At 50.4% G+C, this 23181-nt stretch carries 18 protein-coding genes; 15 read left to right on the forward strand and 3 right to left on the reverse strand.

Annotated elements, in window-relative coordinates:
• Positions 1-8 precede the first annotated feature (8 nt).
• Positions 9-758, reverse strand: a complete 750-nt coding sequence (locus tag ACOZB4_RS12355; protein ID WP_379416042.1) for a DeoR/GlpR family DNA-binding transcription regulator — start codon at positions 756-758, stop codon at positions 9-11.
• A 40-nt stretch (positions 759-798) separates the two neighbouring features.
• Positions 799-1632, reverse strand: a complete 834-nt coding sequence (kduI, locus tag ACOZB4_RS12360) for a 5-dehydro-4-deoxy-D-glucuronate isomerase (RefSeq protein ID WP_379416045.1) — start codon at positions 1630-1632, stop codon at positions 799-801.
• A gap of 274 nt (positions 1633-1906) precedes the next feature.
• Between kduI and ACOZB4_RS12365 the strand changes: the two genes are divergently transcribed.
• From ACOZB4_RS12365 to ACOZB4_RS12430, 14 genes are all read left to right on the forward strand, one after another.
• Positions 1907-2734: a glycerophosphodiester phosphodiesterase gene (locus ACOZB4_RS12365; protein ID WP_379416047.1), complete on the forward strand. Its 828-nt coding sequence runs from the start codon at positions 1907-1909 to the stop codon at positions 2732-2734.
• A 193-nt stretch (positions 2735-2927) separates the two neighbouring features.
• The gene (locus tag ACOZB4_RS12370; protein WP_379416049.1) at positions 2928-3668 is read left to right on the forward strand and encodes a hypothetical protein; all 741 of its coding nucleotides are present in this window, start codon (positions 2928-2930) and stop codon (positions 3666-3668) included.
• Positions 3669-3894: 226 nt separating this feature from the next.
• Entirely contained in the window at positions 3895-4305 is a 411-nt protein-coding gene (locus ACOZB4_RS12375) for a BlaI/MecI/CopY family transcriptional regulator (protein ID WP_076320488.1), read from the forward strand.
• Positions 4305-6167 (forward strand): M56 family metallopeptidase, encoded by a 1863-nt coding sequence (locus tag ACOZB4_RS12380; protein ID WP_379416053.1) that lies wholly within the window; start codon positions 4305-4307, stop codon positions 6165-6167. Before ACOZB4_RS12375 ends, ACOZB4_RS12380 begins: the two co-directional genes overlap by 1 nt.
• 328 nt (positions 6168-6495) lie before the next feature.
• Complete coding sequence (gene araA, locus ACOZB4_RS12385) at positions 6496-7983, forward strand: L-arabinose isomerase (RefSeq protein WP_379416056.1); 1488 nt, start codon at positions 6496-6498, stop codon at positions 7981-7983.
• A 101-nt stretch (positions 7984-8084) separates the two neighbouring features.
• A complete protein-coding gene (locus ACOZB4_RS12390; protein ID WP_379416100.1) occupies positions 8085-9173 on the forward strand; it encodes a GntR family transcriptional regulator in 1089 nt (362 codons plus the stop codon).
• A 95-nt stretch (positions 9174-9268) separates the two neighbouring features.
• Positions 9269-9958, forward strand: coding sequence for an L-ribulose-5-phosphate 4-epimerase (araD, locus tag ACOZB4_RS12395; RefSeq protein ID WP_339271837.1), 690 nt, complete (start codon positions 9269-9271; stop codon positions 9956-9958).
• Between the two features lie 45 nt (positions 9959-10003).
• Complete coding sequence (locus tag ACOZB4_RS12400) at positions 10004-11674, forward strand: ribulokinase (RefSeq protein ID WP_379416059.1); 1671 nt, start codon at positions 10004-10006, stop codon at positions 11672-11674.
• Between the two features lie 60 nt (positions 11675-11734).
• Positions 11735-12925, forward strand: a complete 1191-nt coding sequence (locus ACOZB4_RS12405; protein WP_379416062.1) for a sn-glycerol-1-phosphate dehydrogenase — start codon at positions 11735-11737, stop codon at positions 12923-12925.
• 390 nt (positions 12926-13315) lie between these two features.
• Positions 13316-14674 carry an FAD-dependent oxidoreductase gene (locus tag ACOZB4_RS12410; protein WP_076320495.1) on the forward strand — a complete coding sequence of 453 codons (1359 nt, stop codon included), beginning with the start codon at positions 13316-13318 and terminating at the stop codon, positions 14672-14674.
• Positions 14675-14720: 46 nt separating this feature from the next.
• Positions 14721-16013, forward strand: coding sequence for a citrate transporter (locus ACOZB4_RS12415; RefSeq protein ID WP_256720371.1), 1293 nt, complete (start codon positions 14721-14723; stop codon positions 16011-16013).
• A gap of 61 nt (positions 16014-16074) precedes the next feature.
• Positions 16075-18222 carry a hydantoinase/oxoprolinase family protein gene (locus ACOZB4_RS12420; protein ID WP_379416066.1) on the forward strand — a complete coding sequence of 716 codons (2148 nt, stop codon included), beginning with the start codon at positions 16075-16077 and terminating at the stop codon, positions 18220-18222.
• Positions 18223-18234: 12 nt separating this feature from the next.
• The gene (locus ACOZB4_RS12425; protein ID WP_379416068.1) at positions 18235-18930 is read left to right on the forward strand and encodes a hypothetical protein; all 696 of its coding nucleotides are present in this window, start codon (positions 18235-18237) and stop codon (positions 18928-18930) included.
• A 94-nt stretch (positions 18931-19024) separates the two neighbouring features.
• Positions 19025-19885, forward strand: a complete 861-nt coding sequence (locus ACOZB4_RS12430; RefSeq protein ID WP_076320497.1) for a MurR/RpiR family transcriptional regulator — start codon at positions 19025-19027, stop codon at positions 19883-19885.
• 327 nt (positions 19886-20212) lie between these two features.
• Here the strand turns inward: ACOZB4_RS12430 and ACOZB4_RS12435 are convergent, their stop codons facing one another.
• Positions 20213-21130: an ArsR/SmtB family transcription factor gene (locus ACOZB4_RS12435; protein ID WP_379416071.1), complete on the reverse strand. Its 918-nt coding sequence runs from the start codon at positions 21128-21130 to the stop codon at positions 20213-20215.
• Positions 21131-21563: 433 nt separating this feature from the next.
• Between ACOZB4_RS12435 and ACOZB4_RS12440 the strand changes: the two genes are divergently transcribed.
• Positions 21564-23051 (forward strand): alpha-N-arabinofuranosidase, encoded by a 1488-nt coding sequence (locus ACOZB4_RS12440; RefSeq protein WP_379416102.1) that lies wholly within the window; start codon positions 21564-21566, stop codon positions 23049-23051.
• The last annotated feature ends 130 nt before the right edge of the window (positions 23052-23181 follow it).

Below are 23181 nucleotides of genomic sequence, written 5' to 3' on the forward strand. Positions count from 1 at the left end.
TGCAGCGGTTACAGCATAGTAACGCCGGCACCGTCATATTGATTGACCGTCTCGGGTGACAGTCCCGTATCGGTAATGATGCCGCTGATCTCCTGCAGGGATGAAAAAGTCCTTAATGCCGTTTGCCCGAATTTATGATGGTCAACAACGGCATAAACCTCCAGCGAGGTTTCGATTAATGCCCGTTTGAAAGGGATCAAGTCCCCGGTATATATGGACAATCCATGATCAAGATGGACGCCCGTCGCGGATATGAAGGCCTTTTGAATGTTCAACTGGGTTACATACGATACGCCTTCGGGGCCTGCGAGCATATTCCGGACCCGGTAGCCCCCCGGTACGACCAAACGGATATGATTCTTCGTCGCCAGTTCGCTGATGATATAGACATCGTTCGTAATGACCGTTAAGGGCACGTCTTCCAGCCTGCGAGCGATCTCCAGCGTGGTGCTGCCTCCGTCCAGGGCAATGATGTCGTCGGTATTGATATGCTTCAGTGCTTTCAGCGCGATTTCAGTCTTTTCATTCGGGTGCTTGGCAAGTGGTTCTTTGGACGGCAGGATGCCGAATTGATCGCTGTGCGCAAGCACAGCCCCGCCATGCACACGAACGATTAGACCTTGTTCCTCGAGCTTGGTCAGATCCTCGCGAATCGTTTTTCCGGTCACCTGAAGCTGCTGGCTTAGATCGGCGACAGTCACTTCTTTATGGGTTAGAAGGTACTCCATTATTTTTTCATAGCGTCGTAACGGGTTCATATGAATCTCAACTCTTCCGTGGGTTAATGGATAATCCCCTCTATTTTAAATCTTTTATGGACACCGGGTCCATATCATCATAACGTTTATTATCTCCGGCCATACCCCAGATGAAGGTATAGTTGCTTGTGCCTACGCCGCTGTGAATCGACCAGCTTGGCGAAATCACGGCCTGTTCATTGCGCATAACGATGTGCCGCGTTTCATTAGGTTCCCCCATCAGATGGATGACCACCGCTTCTTCCGGTAAATCAAAATAGAGATAAGCCTCCATGCGTCTTGGATGGGTATGGGCAGGCATCGTGTTCCACATGTTTCCTTCTTTCAGCAGGGTCATACCCATAACAAGTTGGGCGCTCTCAATGCCTTTTTGATGGATGAAACGATAGATCACACGATCATTGGAATTTTTGATATCGCCCAAAGCGCTGGAATCAGCTTCCTCCAAAGTGGCTTTAGCTGTCGGGAATGTTTGGTGCGCCGGCGCAGAGTTCAAATAGAATTTGGCTGGGTTGGATGGATCCGTGCTTTTAAAAATAACCTCTTTCGTACCCATGCCAACGTACAAGCATTCTTTGTTGTTCAATTCATGCTCTGCACCGTCAACCAGCACGGTACCATGTCCGCCAATATTGATAATGCCAAGCTCACGGCGTTCCAGGAAAGAGGAAACACCCAATTCTTTAAGGTCCGTTTCCAGTTTGACCTGCTCTCGAACGGGAGCGGCGCCACCGATAATCATACGATCTTCGTGGGTCAGGACAAGCTCCAGCTTGTCAGGCGTAAACAGGACTGGGATATGGAATTCCTTGCGGAGTCTTTCTGTGTCAAATTGTTTCACTTCGTTCGGGTGTGAGGCATAACGTCTTTCCATGTTCATTCATCTCCTCAAGATTGTATTTTAATGAAATTTATAATGTTCATATATGTACAAATTACTCCATTTACGTTCATATTACAAGAGCTAAATATAAAATGAACAAAAATCATACCTGGTGAACATTGAGCTGAGTTCATTCATATCTGACTGAACTTGGAGCAGAAAGGGAAGAATTAGCATCAGATGGGGATGGGCAGGCTGTCCTGAAATGATCCTTCACGAGGTAGCCATGAAGTGAACAAGGTACGACTAGGAGATTGATAGCTCTATGAAAAGAATGATTTTTGTCTTAGCAGTTGTGCTTGCAATGACCGGTTCTCAAAATATCGCTGACGTAGATCGAGACCAGTCCTGGGTTAATATCGCCCATCGGGGGGCGTCGGGATATGCCCCGGAAAATACGATGGCTTCTTTTGTTAAAGCGTTTGATATGGGAGCGGATATGCTGGAACTGGATGTCCAATTGAGTAAGGATGGGCAGGTCGTCGTGATTCATGATTCCACGGTTGAGCGAACCACTGATGGGCAAGGAGAGGTAGGTAATTTAACCTTCGAGGAGATGCGTAGGCTGGATGCAGGTTCATGGTACGATTCGGCGTATAAAGGAGAAGTCATTCCAGCATTGGCGGAGGTACTTGAGCATTTCACAGGACGTATCGGGTTGTTGATCGAATTGAAATCTCCCTCCCGGTATCCGGGTATCGAGCAAAAGGTCGCAGACGATTTGAATAGGTATATCTTCGGCGCTGTTGGTGGTGAGCGGTACAAGGACCTGATCATCGTGCAGTCTGCAGATACGGACTCGCTGCTTCGGTTCCACAAGATAATGCCCGATATCCCGCTGGGCGTTATTATCACCAGTTCGGGCGACTTATCCAAGCAGCGGTTGGAGGATATGAAAGCCTATGCGGAATATGTGAATATATCGTTGAGACTGGTCTCTAAGGGGCTGGTTCAAAAGATCCATCAATCCGGGATGAAAACGATGGTCTGGACCATTCGGGACATGCTGCAATTTCCTTACGTGCTTCAAGCGAATGTGGATGGGATTATTACGGATTATCCGGATCGGGTACCGATATCCTATATGAAATGATCATAATCAAGGGTTGTCACTTGGGTTTGCATTTTAACCTGCAGGGGCAGCTCTTCTTTTTTTGTATTCAACGAAAACAAAAAAAATCTGCACAAACCGTGTTGACATTATTGAACTACAGTTGTAGTATTGATTTATAACTACAGTTGTAGTTTATAAAAAATAAAAAATCATAGGAGAGGAGCATTACCAAATGAAGGCAGCAACGAAAGTAGCGATCGCGACACTAAGCAGCATTTTATTAATGGGTTCTTCCGTAAGTCTCGCGGCGAAGGCGCAGTCCAACGAGAAAGCCCAAGAAGCCACTGTTAAAAAAACAGACGAAGCAGCCAAGCCTATATCTGCAGAGGAAAAAAAGTTTATCGAAGCTGAGATCCAGAGAGTGAAGGAGTTGGCCCAAGAATCGGGTGATATGTATGTCCTGTATCATAAGTACCCAAAATTAAATAGCGGATTTGATATTAGCTATTGGGGAGGGATTCATGAATTCACAACATACGAGGACTACTTGAAAAAAGCTTCAACCCTGAAGGGATCCATTCTGCAGCAGCCTGCCAACCTGCCAAAGGGATATAAGTTTTTATCAGCGGTCATTGAAGGTCCGATCGAAGGAAAGTTTGTTGATGAAGTAAGGGCCGAAGGTAAGAAGAGCGGAAAGCCCATCTATGTGAAAAAGATCGATTGGAAAGAGGCGGCAACCATCCGTCTTAAATATGCGAGCGGAAAAGACACGCTGGGCTTTTCCAAGGATACGGTAGATTCGAAGGGAAGCAAGAAAAAAGGTTTCTTTGACGATAAGCTGCCGAAGAATGTCTTTCCAAAATACGTTTTTTGGAATGATGGCGGCAAATTCGAATACAGCATTTCAACCTCCTCTTTGGATATGTCCAGGAAACAGAAGATCGAAGTGCTAAAAGCAGCCGTGAAAAAATAACATTTTGCGCCAGCTATATTTTTTCTCGGACAGGCGCTCCAAAATACGATGACATGGGTTCTTTTGCAGATCATCATGCCCATAGGCGGTGCGAATCATTTTTTCGTGTAACAAAAACGAGAAATTACGCTCTGCCAAACAAGTTGACATTACTAAACTACAAATGTAGCATGTGTATTATAACTACATATGTAGTCTGAGTAAATTGACTTTGGAGGTTTCATGCATGAATCAAATACCACCGATTACGGATGCAGAGCTGGAAATTATGCGCGTATTGTGGACAAATCCGGACTGCCCTTCCAGCGAGGTCGTAAAACAAATGACGGATCAAATGGGGTGGAGCCCCAATACGACCCGGACGCTCCTCAGTCGTCTGGTGCAGAAGGAAGCAGCGGGTGCGAAACTGGAAAAGGGTTCAAAGCGCACCCAACTATTTTATCCGATCATCAGCGAGCAGGAGTATCTGCAGTCCGAAACCAAATCCTTCATGAAAAAGCTTTATGGGGGATCTTTAAAGCCGATGCTGGCCAACTTTCTGCAGGATAAAAAACTGAATGCGCAAGAAATCGAGGATCTAAAGGCATTGTTTGACGATAACCGCAGCGACGGGGAAACAGAAAAGAGAGAGCCCTGATGAGTCCTACATTGCATGAAAATTTATTGTCTTTTTTTGGCTGGGTGATTCGCGGATCGTTCATGGCCTCCATCCTGATCGTACTTGTGCTGATTCTACAGTTTCTATTAAGAAACAAAATTGAGGCCAGATGGAAATATTGGCTTTGGCTACCTGTAGCCATACGTTTGCTGCTCCCTTGGGCTCCGGAATCCTCGCTTAGCCTGTACAATGTTTTGTCTTTGGAGGCCATAGCACCCGGTATTCATCAACAAACTCAAGTTTCATCGGGTGGGAAGGAAGCGGGGAGAATAAGCGAGGCGACGGTTCATGTTGAGCGCTCTTTAAACCCGGGAGCAAGCGGAACCTCGGAAGTACCTGCTCCATCCCTTGAATCGGGACTCGTGCAGAAGAGCGGCTTTTGGTGGAATGGGTTCAACCAAATAGGCTTCACCAATACGCTGATTGCGGTTTGGTTTGCGGGCGTGCTGCTTCTTGCCGCGAAAACGATATACGACCAGCTTCGATTGAAACAAGCCCTGCGCGCGGGCCGAAAGATAGATACGCCTTTTCTATCGGCAGTGTTTCACGAGACGAAACAGCAATTAGGCGTGAAGCAAAAAGTGCAATTTCTGTCCAGCGAGCGAATTCCTGGACCTGCCGTGGTCGGTTTTAGCAAGCCGGCGATCGCCATTTCGCCCAGTCTGCTCATCACGCTGAAAAAAGATCAACTTCAATATATTCTGGCGCATGAGTTCGCGCATATTCAGCGGCGGGATGTCGCCGTGAACTGGTTAATGCATATCATCCTGATCATCCATTGGTTTAATCCGTTATTATGGCTAGCCGTACGTAAAGCAAGACAGGATCAGGAGATGGCCTGCGATGCATGCGCCTTGAATCGGATGAGCCCGCAGCAAAACAATGCATACGGACAAACGATCATCCATGTGTTGGAGCATTTTTCAGGAAACCAACGCCAGCCGGGGCTTGCCGGCCTGTCCGCCACACATAAACAAATGAAAAGGAGACTTACGATGATTAAACATTTTCACAAAAAATCATACCGTCTATCCATTCTGGCAATGGGGATGATTATCGCGCTTGGCAGCGTGACATTGGTTAATGCTAAGGAAAGCGATGCAGGGAGCGTAACACCAAAGGCTTCCGTGCAATCGGAACAGGATTTAAAAGCTGCTGATATGATCTATCCCGAGGGAGATATAGACCGCGAGCTCTACAAGAAAGAACTGGAAAAGGCGCAGAAAAAAGCAGAAGTTGCAGCCAAGGCTCTAACTCCAGAGGAAAAGAAGTATATCGAAGCTGAGACCAATAGAGTGAAGAAGCTAAGTAATGAGACAGGCGATATGTACGTTCTGTATCATAAATATAAGGATCTTAACAGCGGATTCGACCTAAGTTATTGGGGAGGGATAGAAACATTTACCGCTTACGAGGACTACTTGAAAAGAGCTTCCACGCTGGAAGGTTCCATCCTGAAGCAGCCCGCCAACTTGCCGGAGGGATATAAGTTTTCTAAAGCGAGAATTGAAGGTCCAACTGAAGGCAAGTTCCTTGATGAAGTAAGGGCCGAAGGTAAGAAGAGCGGAAAACCTATCTATGCGAAAAAGATAGATTGGGAAGAGGCGGCAACCATCCGTCTTGAGTATACGAACGGGAAAGACACACTGGCCATTTCAAAGTATACGTTGGACTCAGAGGGAAGTAAGAAGAAAGGCTTCTTTGAGGATGACTTCCCGGCGCATATCTATCCAAAATACGTGTTTTGGCATGAAGGCGGCTTCGAATACAGCATTTCAGCCACATGGGATATGTCCAAAGAACAGAAGATCGAAATGCTGAAAGCAGCGGTGCAGAAATAATATTTTGAGCAAGTCATTAAGCATCACAACCAATCCGGGAAATCCGGTGGCGAAAAAAATCTGATCTATTGGCTGAAATTGCGGTCAAGAAATAGAGTGCACTTTTCAATTTTGCAGTTCGTAGATCCTGATTCAAGGCCCAATATACGATTAAATAAAAAAAGCCTGGTTTTCCAGGCTTTTTTTATTTTGATCTTGCTATTTTTGAGATGCGGGGGTAGAATGTGAATGATTCAACTTGTACGTACATATATTATTTAATCTATATATTTGTTTAAAGGTATGTACAAGTTGGTAAGCAAGCATTCATACAGGAGGCGTTATAATTATGAATTTGAAACCGCATTCTTTTTGGTTCGTCACCGGAAGCCAGCACTTGTATGGCCCCGAAACGCTGGAGCAGGTAGCTGAGCATTCCCGCATCGTGGCAACGGAGTTTGATAAAGATCCTGTATTTTCCTATCCCATTGTGTTCAAGCCGATCGTAACGACACCCGATGAAATATACAACCTGATTCTTGAGGCCAACAATGATGAGTCCTGCGCAGGTATTATGACCTGGATGCACACCTTCTCCCCGGCCAAAATGTGGATCGCGGGTCTATCCCAATTGCAGAAGCCGCTTCTTCATTTCCATACCCAATTCAACCGGGATATCCCTTGGGAAACGATTGATATGGATTTTATGAATTTGAACCAATCCGCGCACGGTGATCGCGAGTATGGTCATATTGGTGCCCGTCTCGGCATTGCTCGCAAGGTGGTTGTGGGCCATTGGGAAGACGGGGAGGTTCGAGGCAGCATTGCCGGCTGGATGAGGACCGCTGCGGCCTATGCCGAAAGCCGCAGGCTGAAAGTGGCCCGCTTCGGTGATAATATGCGCCAAGTGGCGGTAACCGAAGGGGATAAAGTAGAAGCCCAAATCAAGCTTGGCTGGTCCGTGAACGGTTATGGCATCGGCGATCTTGTGCAGTCCATGAATGAAGTCGGCGATGAAGAGGTTAAGGCGCTCCTGAACGAATATGCGGAGTTGTATTCCATAACCAAGGAAGGGCTTAGCGACGGTCCCGTGCGCGATTCGATTGCGTATCAAGCCCGGATCGAGATTGCGCTTCGTTGTTTCCTCGAAGAGGGCGGCTTTGGCGCATTCACGACGACCTTTGAGGATCTGCATGGAATGAAGCAGCTTCCGGGACTCGCCGTACAGCGTCTGATGGAGTCGGGTTACGGCTTCGGCGGGGAAGGGGATTGGAAAACAGCTGCCCTGACGCGTGTATTGAAGGTGCTTGCGGGCAATAAAAGCACTTCTTTCATGGAGGACTACACCTATCACTTCGAGCAAGGGAATCATATGATTCTTGGATCGCACATGCTGGAGGTATGTCCGACCATTGCACTGGATAAACCGACGCTGGAAGTTCATCCACTCGGGATCGGAGGCAAGGGAGATCCCGCGCGACTCGTGTTTAACGGCCAAGACGGCCCGGCGGTTAATGCTTCCCTGATCGATCTGGGTCACCGCTTCAGACTGCTGGTGAATGTCGTGGATGGCGTCAAGGTGGAGCAGCCGATGCCGAAGCTGCCGGTAGCCCGTGTGCTGTGGAAACCGCAGCCATCGCTCCGCGAATCTGCGGAAGCGTGGATATTGGCCGGTGGAGCGCATCACACCGTTCTCTCTTATGCCATGACGGCTGAGCATTTGAGCGATTGGGCGGAGATGGTCGGCATTGAAGCGGTCATTATTGATAAGGATACAACGATACCGCGCTTCAAGAACGAGCTCCGCTGGAGTGAAGCCGCATACCGCCTGCGGTAACTGGTTCTGTCAGCATTCCCCTGGCCTGTGTTACAATAGCGAGATAACTTAGGATTGCAGGTGATCCTAACATAATGAGTGCGTGAGGCTAGAGGTGAATGATGAATAATAGACGGATACCCAAATATATTGTATTAAAAAACGAACTGCTCTCCTGGTTTGAATCCGGCCGGCTTCAAGCGGGCAAACAAGTTCCTTCGGAGCATGAAATCGCCGACCAGTTCGGCGTAAGCCGCCAGACGGTCCGCCAAACCTTCGGCGAATTGGAGAAGGAAGGCTGGCTGGAACGGATTCAGGGCAAAGGGACGTTCGCTAGAAATCCCGAGCGGCGGGAGAGCAAGCAGGTTAAGACGATTGGCATCATAACAACCTATATCTCGGATTATATTTTCCCGCATATCGTTCGGGGAGCGGAGGCGGAGCTGCGCAGCAAGGGATACCGCCTGCTGCTCTCCAGTACCGATAACAACAAGGAGAAAGAGATGGAGAGTCTTCAACTCATGACCAGTCAGCCGCTTAGCGGGCTGATTATCGAGCCGACCAAGAGTGCGGAGGGCAACCCGAATTTGACGTATTTCCTATCCCTACAGGAGAAGGGAATCCCGTTTTTGATGATCAATGAGAAGTATCGGGAGCTGGAATGTCCTTGTCTGAAGCTTGATGATGAGCTTGGCGGTTACAAGGCTACACGTCATTTGATCGAGAACGGACACCAGGCGATCGCCGGATTCTTCAAGCGGGACGATCTTCAGGGTGTGAACCGGCTGAAAGGCTTCTTACGTGCGCATCGCGAGGCGGGAATTTCCGTTTCGCCGGAGCGGGTGGTTACGTATACAACGGAACAGAAGGGAAGTTTTCCGTATGATCAGGCCGTCCAGTTGCTGAAGCAGCCGGATGAGCTGCGACCGACGGGGTTTGTATGTTATAACGACGAGCTGGCTGTGTCTTTAGCAGAGGCTGCCGGACAATGCAGGCTGCAAATCCCGCAGGATGTGTCCCTGGTCGGGTTCGATGATTCAACGCTAGCCGAAGCTTCCGGCGTGAAGCTGACAACGATGACCCACCCGAAGACAGAGATGGGGATTATGGCGGCCAGACAATTAATTAGCATGATTGAGCATCATAGCGTTATAGAGGATACGGTATTTCAACCGGAGCTGGTGGAGAGAGAATCGGTGAAGAAACGGTAGAGGATATAGGAGTGAAAGGTCCGAAGTTTCGGACCCTTGTTTGTCAACTTGTACGTACAACTACATTTTTGAAATATAGAGAGGAGCGGTTGTTCATGTTGGAGGATTTAAAGCAGCAGGTGCTGGAGGCGAATCTGGAGCTTCCGATGCACGGACTCGTTACCTTTACATGGGGAAATGTAAGCGGTATCGACCGTGAACAGGGACTGTTTGTCATTAAGCCAAGCGGCGTGCCTTACGAGGATTTAAAAGCGGACGACATGGTCGTGCTGGATTTGAAGGGAAATGTCGTTGAAGGCGATTTGCGACCATCCTCCGATACCCCGACACATCTGGTCCTCTATCAGAAATTTAAAGAGATCGGCGGAATTGTGCATACCCACTCTCCATGGGGAACGAGCTGGGCTCAAGCCGGACGCGCGCTTCCTGCTTACGGAACAACGCACGCCGACTATTTTTACGGGGAAATTCCGGTTACGCGGCCCATGACCCGCGAAGAAATTGAGGGGGCCTACGAGTTGGAGACGGGCAACGTCATTGTTGAGCGATTCGCAGACCTGGATCCGAACATGGTGCCTGGCGTGCTTGTCCATTCGCATGCGCCATTCGTGTGGGGCAAGGATGCGCATAACGCGGTTCATAATGCGGTAGTGTTGGAGGAGTGCGCCAAGATTGCAGCCCGGATGCAGCAGATTAATCCGGAAACCGAACCGATGGATCAGACGCTGCTGGATCGCCATTTTTTACGGAAGCATGGAGTTAATGCCTATTACGGTCAAAAGTAATGCTTGTATTCATCATTCATGATTTCATCTGTAGGAGGAAATGAGATGGGGAATAAATACACCATTGGTGTCGATTACGGAACGCAGTCCGGGCGTGCGGTGTTGGTTAATCTGGCTGACGGGCAGGAAGTAGCGGATCATGTTACGCCTTACCGGCATCATGTCATCGATGAGTTTTTACCGGTTTCAGGGAAGAAGCTGGAGCACGACTGGGCGCTTCAGCATCCGGGCGATTATCTGGAGGTTCTAAAGGTATCCGTGCCTGCCGTCATCCAGCAATCCGGGATTGATCCGGCGGATGTGATTGGCATCGGCATTGATTTTACGGCTTGCACCATGCTGCCCGTTGACGAGCTTGGGGAGCCGCTCTGCTTCCAACCGGAGCTGGCCGACCAGCCGCACAGCTGGGTTAAGCTGTGGAAGCATCATGCCGCCCAGCCGGAAGCGGACAAGATCAACGCGATTGCCGCCGAGCGCGGAGAAGCCTTTTTGCCCCGTTATGGCGGTAAGATTTCTTCCGAATGGATGATTGCAAAGGTCTGGCAAATTCTTGACGAGGCACCGGCGATCTATGAACGTACGGATAGATTCTTGGAAGCTACCGATTGGGTCGTTTCCCAAATGACAGGCCAGATTGTCCGCAACAGCTGTACGGCTGGCTACAAGGCGATATGGCATAAGCAAGACGGATATCCAAGCAAGGAATATTTTAAGGCACTGGATCCCCGGTTGGAGGATCTGGCCGATACGAAGCTGCGCGGAGAGGTCCGCCCCCTTGGGAGCAGCGCAGGCGGTCTGACTGAGAAGATGGCGGTGATGATGGGCTTAACTCCAGGGATTGCTGTGGCCGTCGGTAACGTTGATGCTCATGCCGCGGTGCCTGCGGTCGGTGTTGTCACACCGGGCAAGCTGGTGATGGCGATGGGCACATCGATCTGCCACATGCTGCTCGGTACCGAAGAGAAGCAGGTTGAAGGCATGTGCGGTGTCGTCGAGGACGGCATCATTCCCGGATTATACGGTTATGAAGCCGGGCAATCGGCAGTAGGCGATATTTTTGAATGGTACGTCGAGGAAGCGCTTCCTGCGTATGTAAAAGAAGCTGCGTCCGAGGAAGGGATTGGCGTGCACCAATGGCTTGAGCGGGAAGCGGCTGCATACAAGCCGGGTCAAACCGGTCTGCTTGCACTGGATTGGTGGAACGGCAACCGTTCGGTGCTGGTGGATACGGATCTGACCGGGCTGATGTTAGGGATGACACTGTTGACAAAGCCGCAGGAAATCTACCGCACCTTGCTTGAGGCGACTGCATTCGGCACGCGCAAAATCGTGGACGCTTTTCATGAGAACGGTGTCGCCGTGGATGTCCTGTATGCATGCGGCGGACTGCCGCAAAAGAACCGTCTCTTGATGCAGATTTATGCGGATGTCACCAATCGCGAAATCATGGTGGCTGATTCCAAACAGACGCCGGCGCTTGGCGCCGCTATGTTTGCCGCAGTCGCAGCGGGTCAGGCGCAAGGCGGGTATGATTCCATTATCGATGCCGCCAAGAAGATGGCACGGGTGAAGGAAGAGACCTTCAAACCGATTCCGGAGCATGTGGAAGTGTATGAACAGCTGTATCAGGAGTACAGCAAGCTGCATGACTATTTCGGCCGGGGCGAAAACAACGTGATGAAGCGGCTGAAGCGGATTAAGCAAACGGCTGAATAGGCCCTGGCAGACTAGAAGCCTGAATAGACACGACAGGATGGGATGAAGGAGAGGAACAACGTGACGGATTACTTGAACGATGCAAAAGGTTTAATGAACCGGATTAGGGAGCTACAGCCCGCGTTCCGCGGACTAGAAACCATGGTGCTTGAGCCCGGCGCTATGCATGACGTGCCTCCGTATCTTAAACGGCAGGGCCTTGGTTCACCGATCGTTGTTGCAGATGCGAATACGTATGAAGCAGCGGGTAAAGAGCTGGTGCAGTGCCTAAAAGCCGATGGTCTGAAGCCCCGGCTGTGTCTGATTCAGCCAGATGGGCAAGGCGACGTTGTGGCGGATGAACGCTCCTTGATGCAGCTGTTTATCGAAGTGGAGCCTGAAGGGACAGGATGCCTGGTCGCTGTGGGGTCCGGGACCATTCATGACAGTACGCGCTTTGTGAGTCATCGGAGCGGCAAGCCGTTCATTTCAGTACCTACGGCACCTTCGGTTGACGGCTTTACTTCGGCGGGCGCGCCGATCGTGGTCCGGGGAGTCAAGCAAACCTTTGCGGCCACGGCTCCGATCGCGATATTCGCCGATCCGGACATTCTAGTGAAGGCACCGCAGCCGCTGGTAGCGGCAGGTTTTGGCGATATGCTCGGCAAATACACATCGCTGCTGGATTGGAAATTCTCTTCGATCACGGCCGGTGAGCCCTATGATGATCAAGTGGCAGCCATTACGGAGAGGGCGCTTCAAGCTTGTATTCAGCATGTGGAAGCGATCGGCCAGCGCACGGACGAAGGCATCCGCATTCTGATGACGGCTTTGATCGAGTCGGGGATCGCGATGCTGCTGTTCGGTCAGTCCCACCCTGCCTCCGGGGCGGAACATCATCTCTCGCATTACTGGGAGATGGAGTACTTGCGCCGCGGCAACCGGGCCCTGCTGCATGGTGCCAAAGTGGGGGTGGCCTGCAGCGAAATATCGAGCCTATATCACGACGCGGCCGATAAGGGAGTGTATCCTAATGCCAAGCCTACGCATTGGGAGACATATGGAGAGCAGGTTCGGGAGTGGCTGCGCAAGGTCCCTTCGAAGGAGAAAATTGCCGATCTGCTGCGGCGAGCCGGAGGTCCTTCCACCCTGCAGGAGCTTGGCATCGATGACGAGCTGTTCCGGGAGAGCCTGCGGGAGGCGCACAATCTGCGCGACCGGCATACCATTTTGAGGGCGCTGAACGAGGAAAAGGTTGAGGTAAGGTCATAAGGAGAGTTATTTTAAGCGGATTGCAAGATGCGAACTAAAGATTGCACAGTGATCGATTCTGGTTTTGCTATTCGCATCTTTATAGTAGAGATTATGTTTTGTCAAAGAAGAAAGGGACTTTCAATGATCATTGAAAGTCCCTTTTTGTGTATTGAAATTCAGTGTATTATTTTGGACGCGCGGAGCAGATCGCCGGGGCAAGCTTCGGTGATTTCTTTTATTGTATATGCCGTAACAGATAGATTAAGAACGCTTGGAAAATAATAAACATAATTTACGGATATATAGAAAATAATTTTCTTGTAAGCATTTACATTTAACTTTTTGTTTGATAGGCTATGGATAAAGCAGCAAATCATACATCACTAAATCAGAAGGAGCGAGGATGATATGGGAAACAGGCTGAAGTATGATGTGGTGGTCATGGGCGGCGGCATATCGGGTGCAATGGCGGCCGTTGCGGCATCGAGTTTAGGGGTGAAGACGCTGATCGTTGAGTCCCATGGGTTTCTTGGCGGGACACTTACTGCGAATGGGGTAGGGCCTATGATGACATTCCATGCGGGAGAGAAGCTTGCCATTCAAGGTTTTACAGATCAGCTGATTGAACGGCTGAAGAAGCAGGGCAAGTCGCCGGGGCATATTTTCGATACGGTGGGCTTTACGTATTCGGTTACCCCGTTCGATGCCGAAGCGATGAAGCATGAGCTGGAGCTGATGGTTACCGAGAGCGGAGGGGAGATTCTGTATCATACGATGCTGGCCGGCGTGAAGACCGAGGACGGGCGAATCGTCGGCATTACGGTATGCAACAAGTCCGGTCTGAGCGACATCGAGGCCTCCGTGTTCATCGACGGGACGGGAGACGGCGATTTGTCCGTCGGGGCGGGAGCCGAGTTCACCAAGGGCAGGGAATCCGACGGGGCCATGCAGCCCATGACGTTGAAGATGAAGATGTACAACGTCGATATTCCGAAGGTAAAACAGTATATTCACGCCCACCCGGAAGACTTTCCACTGTATCAGGGCGATACGTCCATCATTGAGAAGGCACCTCGCTTGTCGGTAGGCGGGTTCGACAGTCTGTTTAAACTGGCGAAGGAGAGGGGCGAGATCTCGATTCCGCGAGAGAATGTGCTATTCTTCGAGACCAACAACCCGGGCGAGGTCATCCTGAATACGACCCGGATCCTCGGTCATGATCCGACGGATGCGTTCAGTCTGAGCAAGGCGGAGATGGAAGGGCGGAAGCAGTGCCGCGAGTTAGAGCTGTTCATGCGTAAGTATATTCCGGGCTTTGAGCATGCGGTCGTGGAATCGACCGGCCCGAATATTGGCATTCGGGGATCCCGCCAGATTAAGGGCGTGTACACGCTGACGGCCGATGATTTGCTGGAACAGCGGCTGTTCGAAGATACGATCGCTCATTCTGGCTACCCGATCGATATCCATAGTCCGGACGGCGAAGGTACGAAGCATCAGAAGCTGGAATGGGGCGGTATGTACAGCATTCCTTACTCCTGTATGGTCACGGATTCTGTGCAGAACCTGATCGTCATCGGCCGATGCATTTCGGCCACCTTCGAAGCGCAGGCGGCGATGCGGACGACACCGACGACGGGGGCGATCGGCCATGCCGGCGGGGTAGCATCCGCGTTGGCCGCGAAGAAAGGCATTCGCGTCCGGGATGTGGACATCAAGGAAGTGCAGTCCGTGCTGAAAGCACAGGGCGCTTATTTAGAAATATAGATGAAGATAAGCCTATTGAGAACTTGATTCGAGAGGAGAATACAACGTGACATCTTTCATGTGGGTTCAAGCCATCGGCATTTTACTAGTTTTTCTTGTGTTTGTCGGGTTAATGATGACCCGGAAGCTTCCGACCATTCTGGCACTGCCCTTGATGGCGATTCTGTTTGCCGTCATTGCTGGCGTGCCGTGGATGTCGAACGATCCCGAGACGACCACGATTGCCAAGACGATTCTGTCATCCGGCTCGATGAGGTTATCGGGCGCCATCGCGGGATTAGTGTTCGGGGCCTGGTTCGGACAAATTTTGAATAAAGTCGGCATTACCAAGTCGATTATTCGAAAAGCGGCCGAGCTTGCAGGTGACAAGCCGATGCTGATTGCGGTCCTGTTTTTCGCAACCGCATCCATTATTTTCTCGGCAGCCGGCGGACTGGGCATGGTCATCCTGGTCGGTACGATCGTCATTCCGATTATGCTGACGGCAGGCATCTCCCAGTTTGTCGCATCGATTGTCGTTATTTCCGCCGTCGGCGTCGGCGCGCTGTTCAACGTCTCCAACTGGGCCGTTTATGTTGATGTGCTGGGCCTCTCGGTTCAGACGATTGCGGATTATACGCTGGTCGCCGCGCTGCCGCTCATTCTTGTGTCGCTCGGGATGATTATATTCTACATTAAGCGGGACGGCAAAGGCCGCAAAGCGTGGGCGATGCCGACGGCTTCCGGCGGAGAAGGCAAAAAGGTACCTGCCTTTGCCCTCATTAGCCCGCTAGTGCCGGTCATTCTCGTCTTTGCATTCAAGCTCGACATTGTCCCGGCGGTGGTCATCGGCGCATTGGTTACGATACTGCTGACCTGGCCGAAGCGGCCGATTCATGTCCTATCCAGTGCGCTGGTGGAAGGGATTCAGGACGTTGCCGGTGCGATGGCGCTCATGATCGGCATCGGAATTTTGTTGAATTCCGTTATGGCGCCACAGGTGTCGGCACTGATCAGCCCGTTGATTGAAGCTGTACTGCCGACCAACCCGTTGATGTACATTCTGTTCTTCACGTTGCTATCTCCGCTCGCCATCTATCGTGGTCCGCTGAACGTATGGGGCCTTGGCAGCGGCATTGCTGCTCTGTTCGTCACGGCGGGTATGACCCCGGTCGCGGCGATGCTGGCGCTGCGCGTCGTCAGCAACGTGCAGGCCGTATCCGACCCGACCAACTCGCATAATGTGTGGGTCGCGGATTTTACGAAGAGCGACATTAACGATATTTTGAAAAAGACACTTCCTTGGATGATGGTTGCGGTGCTGATTTCGATGGTGTTGGGTTCATTCATGGTCTTTTAGAAGCAGATAGAATCCGGGCGGAGACTTGCGAGTGTCTGCCCGTTGTTGCAGGAGGAGAACGATGGAGAGAAGAAAAGTAAGGGTCGGGATTGATGTCGGAGGCACCTTCACGGATGCGGCCGTCATTGACAATGAGACATACGAGGTTATTGGGAAGATGAAAATTCCGACGACACATCATGACGAAGATGGCGTGGCGAAAGGGATTGTACAAATATTGAAGCGGATTTTGGAGAGCGAGGGCATTGCTCCGGACGATGTGACCTTTATCGCCCACGGGACGACGCAAGCGACGAACGCCTTGCTGGAGGGGGATGTGGCCCGTGTCGGCATTATCGGCATGGGTTCCGGCCTTGACGGCATGAGCGCGCGCTCGGAGTCGAATCCCGGGGACATTGAGCTGGCGCCGGGCAAATATTTGAAGACGTACCACACGTACCTTGATTCCAAAAATTTGCGGGATGAGGATATCGAAGCGGCGATTGACGAACTAGCGCGGCAGGGGGCGGAAGTGATCGTCGCTTCCGAGGCGTACAGCGTTGATGATCCGGCCAATGAGCTTCGTGTCGTTGAGATAGCGAGCCGCAAAGGTATGTATGCTACCGGCGGGCATGAAATTTCCCAGTTGTATGGACTCAAGACACGGACAAGAACGGCGGTCGTGAATGCATCTCTCATTCCGAAAATGATGGAAACGGCGAACATGACGGAGAAATCCGTCAAACATGCGAATATTCAATCCCAGCTCATGATTATGCGCTGCGACGGCGGTGTTATGAGTATCGACGAGGTGCGCAAACGTCCGATATTGACGATGCTGTCGGGACTTGCCGCCGGTGTTGCCGGTGTGCTGATGTATGAAAAGGTGTCGGACGGCATCTTTTTCGAGGTCGGCGGCACAAGCGTCGATATTTCCGTCATCAAAAACGGGAAGGTCATGATCAAGAATGCCCAAGTCGGCGGCCACCGGACTTATTTGCAGTCCTTGGATGTCCGGACGCTTGGCATTGCCGGCGGAAGCATGATTAAGGTGGCGAACGGGAACATCATCGATGTCGGTCCGCGAAGCGCCCATATTGCGGGCCAGGAATACGAGGCGTTCGCCGGGGCGGAGCAGATCGTCAATCCGAAGGTCAAGTTCGTCAGCCCGCGGGAAGGGGATCCGGCCGAATATATTATTTTGGAGAGTGAGACCGGCAAGGAATTCTCCTACACACTGGCCGGCGCGGCCAACATTCTCGGCTATATTCCGGAGGGCGATTACGCGCGAGGGAACAAGGAAGCGGCCGTGCGGGCATGGGAAGCCCTTGCCGACCATGTAGGCCTGAGCATCGAGGAGGCCGCCAGACAGGTTATGAATATCGCGATTGATAAGACGATGAAGACCGTCAATGAGATGATCGAAGACTATGAGCTGGATCGCTCGTTTGTGACGTTGGTCGGCGGCGGAGGCAGCGGGGCCGTGCTCGTTCCGGCGATGGCGGAACGGGAGCAGTTCCGCTTCCAGATCGCGAATAACGCGCCTTATGTATCGACCATAGGCGTCGCCCTTGCGATGGTGAAGGAGCAGTTGGAGAGAACCGTCGTGAATCCGACGGAAGAGGATATCAAGCGCATTCGGTCCGAGATCGTCGAGCGCATCGTCAAATCCGGCGCCAGTGAGGATACGGTCGAGGTAACGATCGAGATTGATAGCCAGAAAAATATTTTGCGGGCAGTCGCTACCGGCTCGACAGAGCTTCGCTCCAAAGATCTGGGTCAGCAAGCGCTGTCTGTCGAGGAGATGGCCGCCATAGCCGCTAGCTCAGTCGATCAACCGGCGGCCAGCATGATGCTGGCGTCCCAGTGCGGCCGATGGAGCCTATTCGCCTGCGAGGAGACGAAGAAATCATTTTTCGGACTGATCAAGAAGAAAACGACCTATGTGAGCGTGCTCGATCGGGAAGGCGTCGTTCGGTTCAAGAAGGGGAACGTCCACTTCACGAAGCTGACCAAGGCTCAGTTCGGGGACCGATTACAAGATTTTTTGGATGACAATACGATCTACTCCGATGCAAACGCGACGATCCCGAAGGTATTTGTCTTTTATCGGGAGAAGATGCTCGATTTGACCGGAATGCAGACGAAGGAGCAGTTGATGTCGATTCTCGAGATCGAGACGGAGATGCTGACACAGGAAGAAGAATTGATCGTCGTTGTTTATCAATAAGGAGGGAAAGGTATGCCGGAGCCGGACGAGGTTATTCGCCGATTGATGGAAGAGGAAGGGGCTGATGAGTTGCTGGCGTGCGCGGAGCTGGAGCAGGACCCTCTTTTCCGCAAAATACCGAAGGATCGAATGGCGTACTATGTAAGCATGTCGCTGAAACGGGGCAGAGAGACGGCGGCTGCCTACAAGAACAAGGGCAAGTCCATCCGGGAACTGTGTCAGATGGAAGGCTTACAGTATCAAGTGACGAATCGGTCCGGCACTTTCCACAACGTCAGCTTCCGCGCGCAGATTGATTTCGCGAAGAGCCCGCCGGCGATTATCATCTATGCCTCGTCGCTCCACGATATGCGGCAGGCGTACCGGACGGTGATGGGGAATGGATGCGAGGAGCGGGAACAGGAGCTGGAGCGGCTGATCGACCTTCATTTAGCACATGAGTTTTTTCATTATACGGAATACCGGGCGGGGCAGTTCACGAATGAGACGCTGGAGCCGATTGATATGTTCAAGCTGGGAAGCTGGTATACGAAGAGGTCAAGCATTGTGAAATGCAGTGAAATCGCGGCGCATGCATTCTGCAAAACGATACTGGGCCTGCCCTGCTTGCCGAATGTGCTCGATTACGCGTTTCTTGTAGAGACGAGGGCGATGGATGCAGGTGAGCTTAGCCGGCGGGTGGAATATTGGAAGATGATGTTGGCCTGATTTTATCATTACTTCCCTTGATATGATATAATGGGGTGTACTGGCGAAGTTACCGGATTCGCATTTTTCCCATTGGCAGTCAGGAGGAGGTACCATGTCTTCACAGGTTCCGGCGGTTATCGCAAAAATTGTATCGCAAACTCAAAAACTAACATACGGTGAAAATCAGATCGCCAATTTTGTTATACACAATCCGGAATTCATCACCCGTAACACCATTACGGCTATCGCGAATGAAATCGGTGTGTCCGAGACAAGCATCAACCGTTTTTGCAAAAAGGTCGGCTTCAAAGGATTCAACGATTTTAAAATCGCGTTCGCCCAGGATGCGTTTTACCGGGATATGCAGGCCAAGAAGAAAGAGAGACGCGAGATTAACGTCATTGATGCGCTGGCTCTCGACTATAACGAACTGATCGTTAACACTTCGGCGCTCATTACGGAAGATCAGCTTCATCAAGTGGTCAAGCTGCTGAAGGGCGCGCGCCGAATCCTCCTCATCGGCTTGTTCGATTCGTTCCTCGCGGCCATGGCATTGAAGAACCGGCTCGCGATTATCGGCGTTCATGCTGATGCAATCAATGACAGCAGGGAGATGAAAATCGCGGCCTCCCAATGCGGTCCTGAGGATGTCGTAATTGCCTTCTCGCGTTCAGGTTCGACCCGGGAGATTATCGATGCCGTCAACATCGCGCAGGTCAATCAGGCCAAGACCGTGGCAGTCACCTGTTATGACTCATCAGCGATTACAGAAAATGCGGTGGTCGATATTATTGCGCCAGATAAAATCTCGGTCAATAACAGCGCTTTTATGTCCAACCATATCACGTTTCTGTTTGTCGTCGATCTCATTATGAGCGTTTTCATTTCATCGGATAAGCAGTATTTGAAGAAAAAGCTGGACAGCGAAGGAATATTGGCAAGCGATCAATCGATAACGAATTATTTTCTGTGATTGTAGAAACAAAACGCTCTTGTCGCGCAAATGCGCGACAAGAGCGTTTTTTAATGCTTCTTATGACTTGTTGTTTTCCGCTTCCAACAATTTCGGTCAATTCGCGGGCAGCAACTACGTCTAAGTTCAGGTGCTGGAAGTCATCGACAATCACTATATCATGAAGCCGTGACGAGCGGTCCGTTAAATATTCAGCATGTCCGCACAAACAGCAGGAACAGGGTGTCCCTGCTCCTGCTGTTTTCCATACTTTAGTGGATAAACGTATCAAACCAATGCAGATGTTAACCTACTATAGTGATTCTAATTCACCCTTCATTCGACTCTCTAGCCTTCCTTCACATCATACAGTACGCGAGCCAACAGGTCCTGGCTATAGTTGCCGAAATGCTTGCCGTAAATGGTTAAGCCGCGTTTATTAACAGATTGTTCGTTAACGGCGATCCTGAAGGTGAGCTCGCTTTTGTAATCAAGTTGAATCTGGTCCAGACCAACATCCGAGATGCGGCATCCATCGATAAAGCTGCCTTCCTTATTAATTCGGATTAGCTTCAGCATGCCGTATTGGTTCAAATGAGGCGGCCACCATTCGGGGTTGAAAGTACCGCGTTTGTCCCCGAAATCCCCCGGACTTGTCCAGCTGCCAATCTCGATCCCGTTTACGTAAAAGCAAATGTCCGATGGATAATTGTCGCAATATCCCGGCGCCTCGGAGCCAAGCTCTAACGAGAATTGAATCTCGCGGAACGATTGATTGGACTTCAAATAATTCGGGATCCGGTATTCCAGGAATCCTTCGGTAAGCCAGATGATCTCCGAGTTGATCCGCTCCGGATCGGCGAAATAGCGCGGATCGTCAAAATCTCCGATGATGCTGTCCTTGGTCGCAAGCCCGCAGGTCGGGGTAGCCTGGTAATCACTGTAATGGCCAACCTGAATCTCCACCTCGTACAAGTTATCCATATCCTTGCTGCGAAGGTCAACCATCAGGGTGTCTTTATTCAGGTAGCAGATCTTCTGAATGCCGTGTTTACCGCCCGTGGTATTAATTTCGATCAGGCCGCTATCTTCCAATTTCTTGATATGCATGGTAATAGCGCCATTGCTGAGGTTCAGCCTGTTCGCGAGATCGTTTAAGTTTAGACTTTGGTTCTTGGCCAGCAGCTCCAGAATTTGAATGCGAATTTCCGAGCTGAGCGCTTTAAAGATATCAAGCCCGCTCATTAAGTCTTTAATGTAGATCATCTTATCTCAAACCTTCTTCCGATTAAAGGATTTATATAACGATGGTAATAGGTACAGAGGGGTAAAAAGGTTTATTTTAAACAATTATAAATCAATATGGGCGTTAAATAAAGATGTGATCTAATTCTTCAAAAATTTCATTTGAAAACCAAGAATTCCAATACTCAAAACCATTTTATTTCAAATTATTATAAAAATAATGATTCGGAATACAAGAAAAATCAGTGTTTTACACCGCTATTTAGCTGATTTTCAGATAATTAATTAATTCGTTTCTAATATATATAAATCATTTTATGTTTGTGTATTTACAGCGAACCTCTCATATGATATTTTATATTTGAAAACGAATTCATTTAGTATTATTTGAAATGATTCATAATTACATCAACGGAAGGTGAAGGACTTGGCAGCTGAGAAATTGAAAGCACGAATGATCGTGGATAAGTCGTTTCGGATCGCGCAAGTTGATAACCGCATATATGGTTCGTTCATTGAACATCTTGGCCGCGCTGTATATGGCGGCATTTACGAACCCGGCCATGAAACTGCGGATGCAGGTGGTTTTCGTAACGACGTGAAGGATTTGATCAAGGAACTGGATGTCCCGATTATAAGATATCCCGGCGGAAATTTTGTGTCAGGTTATGACTGGGAAGATGGCGTAGGTCCTGTAGCCGAACGGCCGAAACGGCTGGAGCTGGCGTGGAGAACGCTGGAGCCGAACGTTTTCGGCACGAATGAGTTTATTTCCTGGGCCAAGGAAGTGGGCTCGGACGTTATGATGGCCGTGAACCTGGGTACTCGGGGGATCGACGCTGCCAGAAATCTGCTGGAATACACCAACCATCCCGGAGGCACATACTGGAGCGATCTAAGACGCAGTCATGGTTATGAACAGCCGCACAAGATCAAAACCTGGTGTCTTGGCAACGAGATGGATGGGCCTTGGCAGATCGGACACAAGACCTCGACAGAATACGGCCGACTTGCACTGGAAACGGCAAAAGCCATGCGGCTCGTCGATCCGACCATTGAACTGGTTTCATGCGGAAGCTCGAGCGCCGGGATGCCGACATTCCCTGAATGGGAAGCCGTAACGCTGGATCATACGTACGAGGCGGTTGATTACATATCGCTTCATCAATATTACGGTAACCGTGATAACGATACCGCCAACTATCTGGCACTTTCCCTGGATATGGATCACTTTATTCATACGGTCAAATCCACCTGCGATTACATCAAGGCCAAGAAACGCAGCAAAAAGACGATGTATCTCAGCTTCGACGAGTGGAATGTCTGGTACCATTCCAATGACGCTGACAGGCAGATTGATCCATGGAGCATCGCTCCGCCGCAACTGGAGGATGTATATAATTTCGAGGATGCGATTCTTGTCGGCAGCATGCTGATCACCTTCCTGCGCCACGCAGACCGGGTGAAGATGGCTTGTCTGGCACAGCTCGTCAACGTAATCGCGCCGATTATGACCGAGAACGGCGGCCGTTCTTGGAAGCAGACCATCTTTTATCCGTATCTTCACGCTTCGAAATTTGGCCGGGGCGTATCGCTGCTACCTATCGTCGAATCACCGAAGTATGATTCCAAGGATTTTACCGATGTTCCGTATCTTGATAGTGCGGTCGTTCATAATGAAGAGGATGAAGAAATTACGATTTTTGCCGTGAACCGTCATCTGGAGGAAGCATTGGAGCTGGAATGTGATGTGCGCAGCTTTGAAGGCTACCGGCTGCTGGAGCATATCGTGATGGAGCATGAGGATCTGAAAGCGGTGAATACCGCATCTGAGGAAAGAGTCAAACCACATCATCAGGGTGGAGCTAAACTCGATAACGGTATGGTTACCGCAAGGCTTGCCAAGGCATCATGGAACGTTATTCGCTTGAAAAAAGCTTAAGGAAAAGCAGCGGGCAGTTCTCACCAGGGGCTGCCCCATCTCCCAAACAGTCATAACAAATTACACACATTATGAAAGCGCTTTATTTCTGAATGGTAGCAGAAGTACCGATTTTTGAAGTGTAGGTTTG

The organism is Paenibacillus sp. NPDC058898 (assembly GCF_049316025.1).
Lineage (GTDB): Bacteria > Bacillota > Bacilli > Paenibacillales > Paenibacillaceae > Paenibacillus_AQ.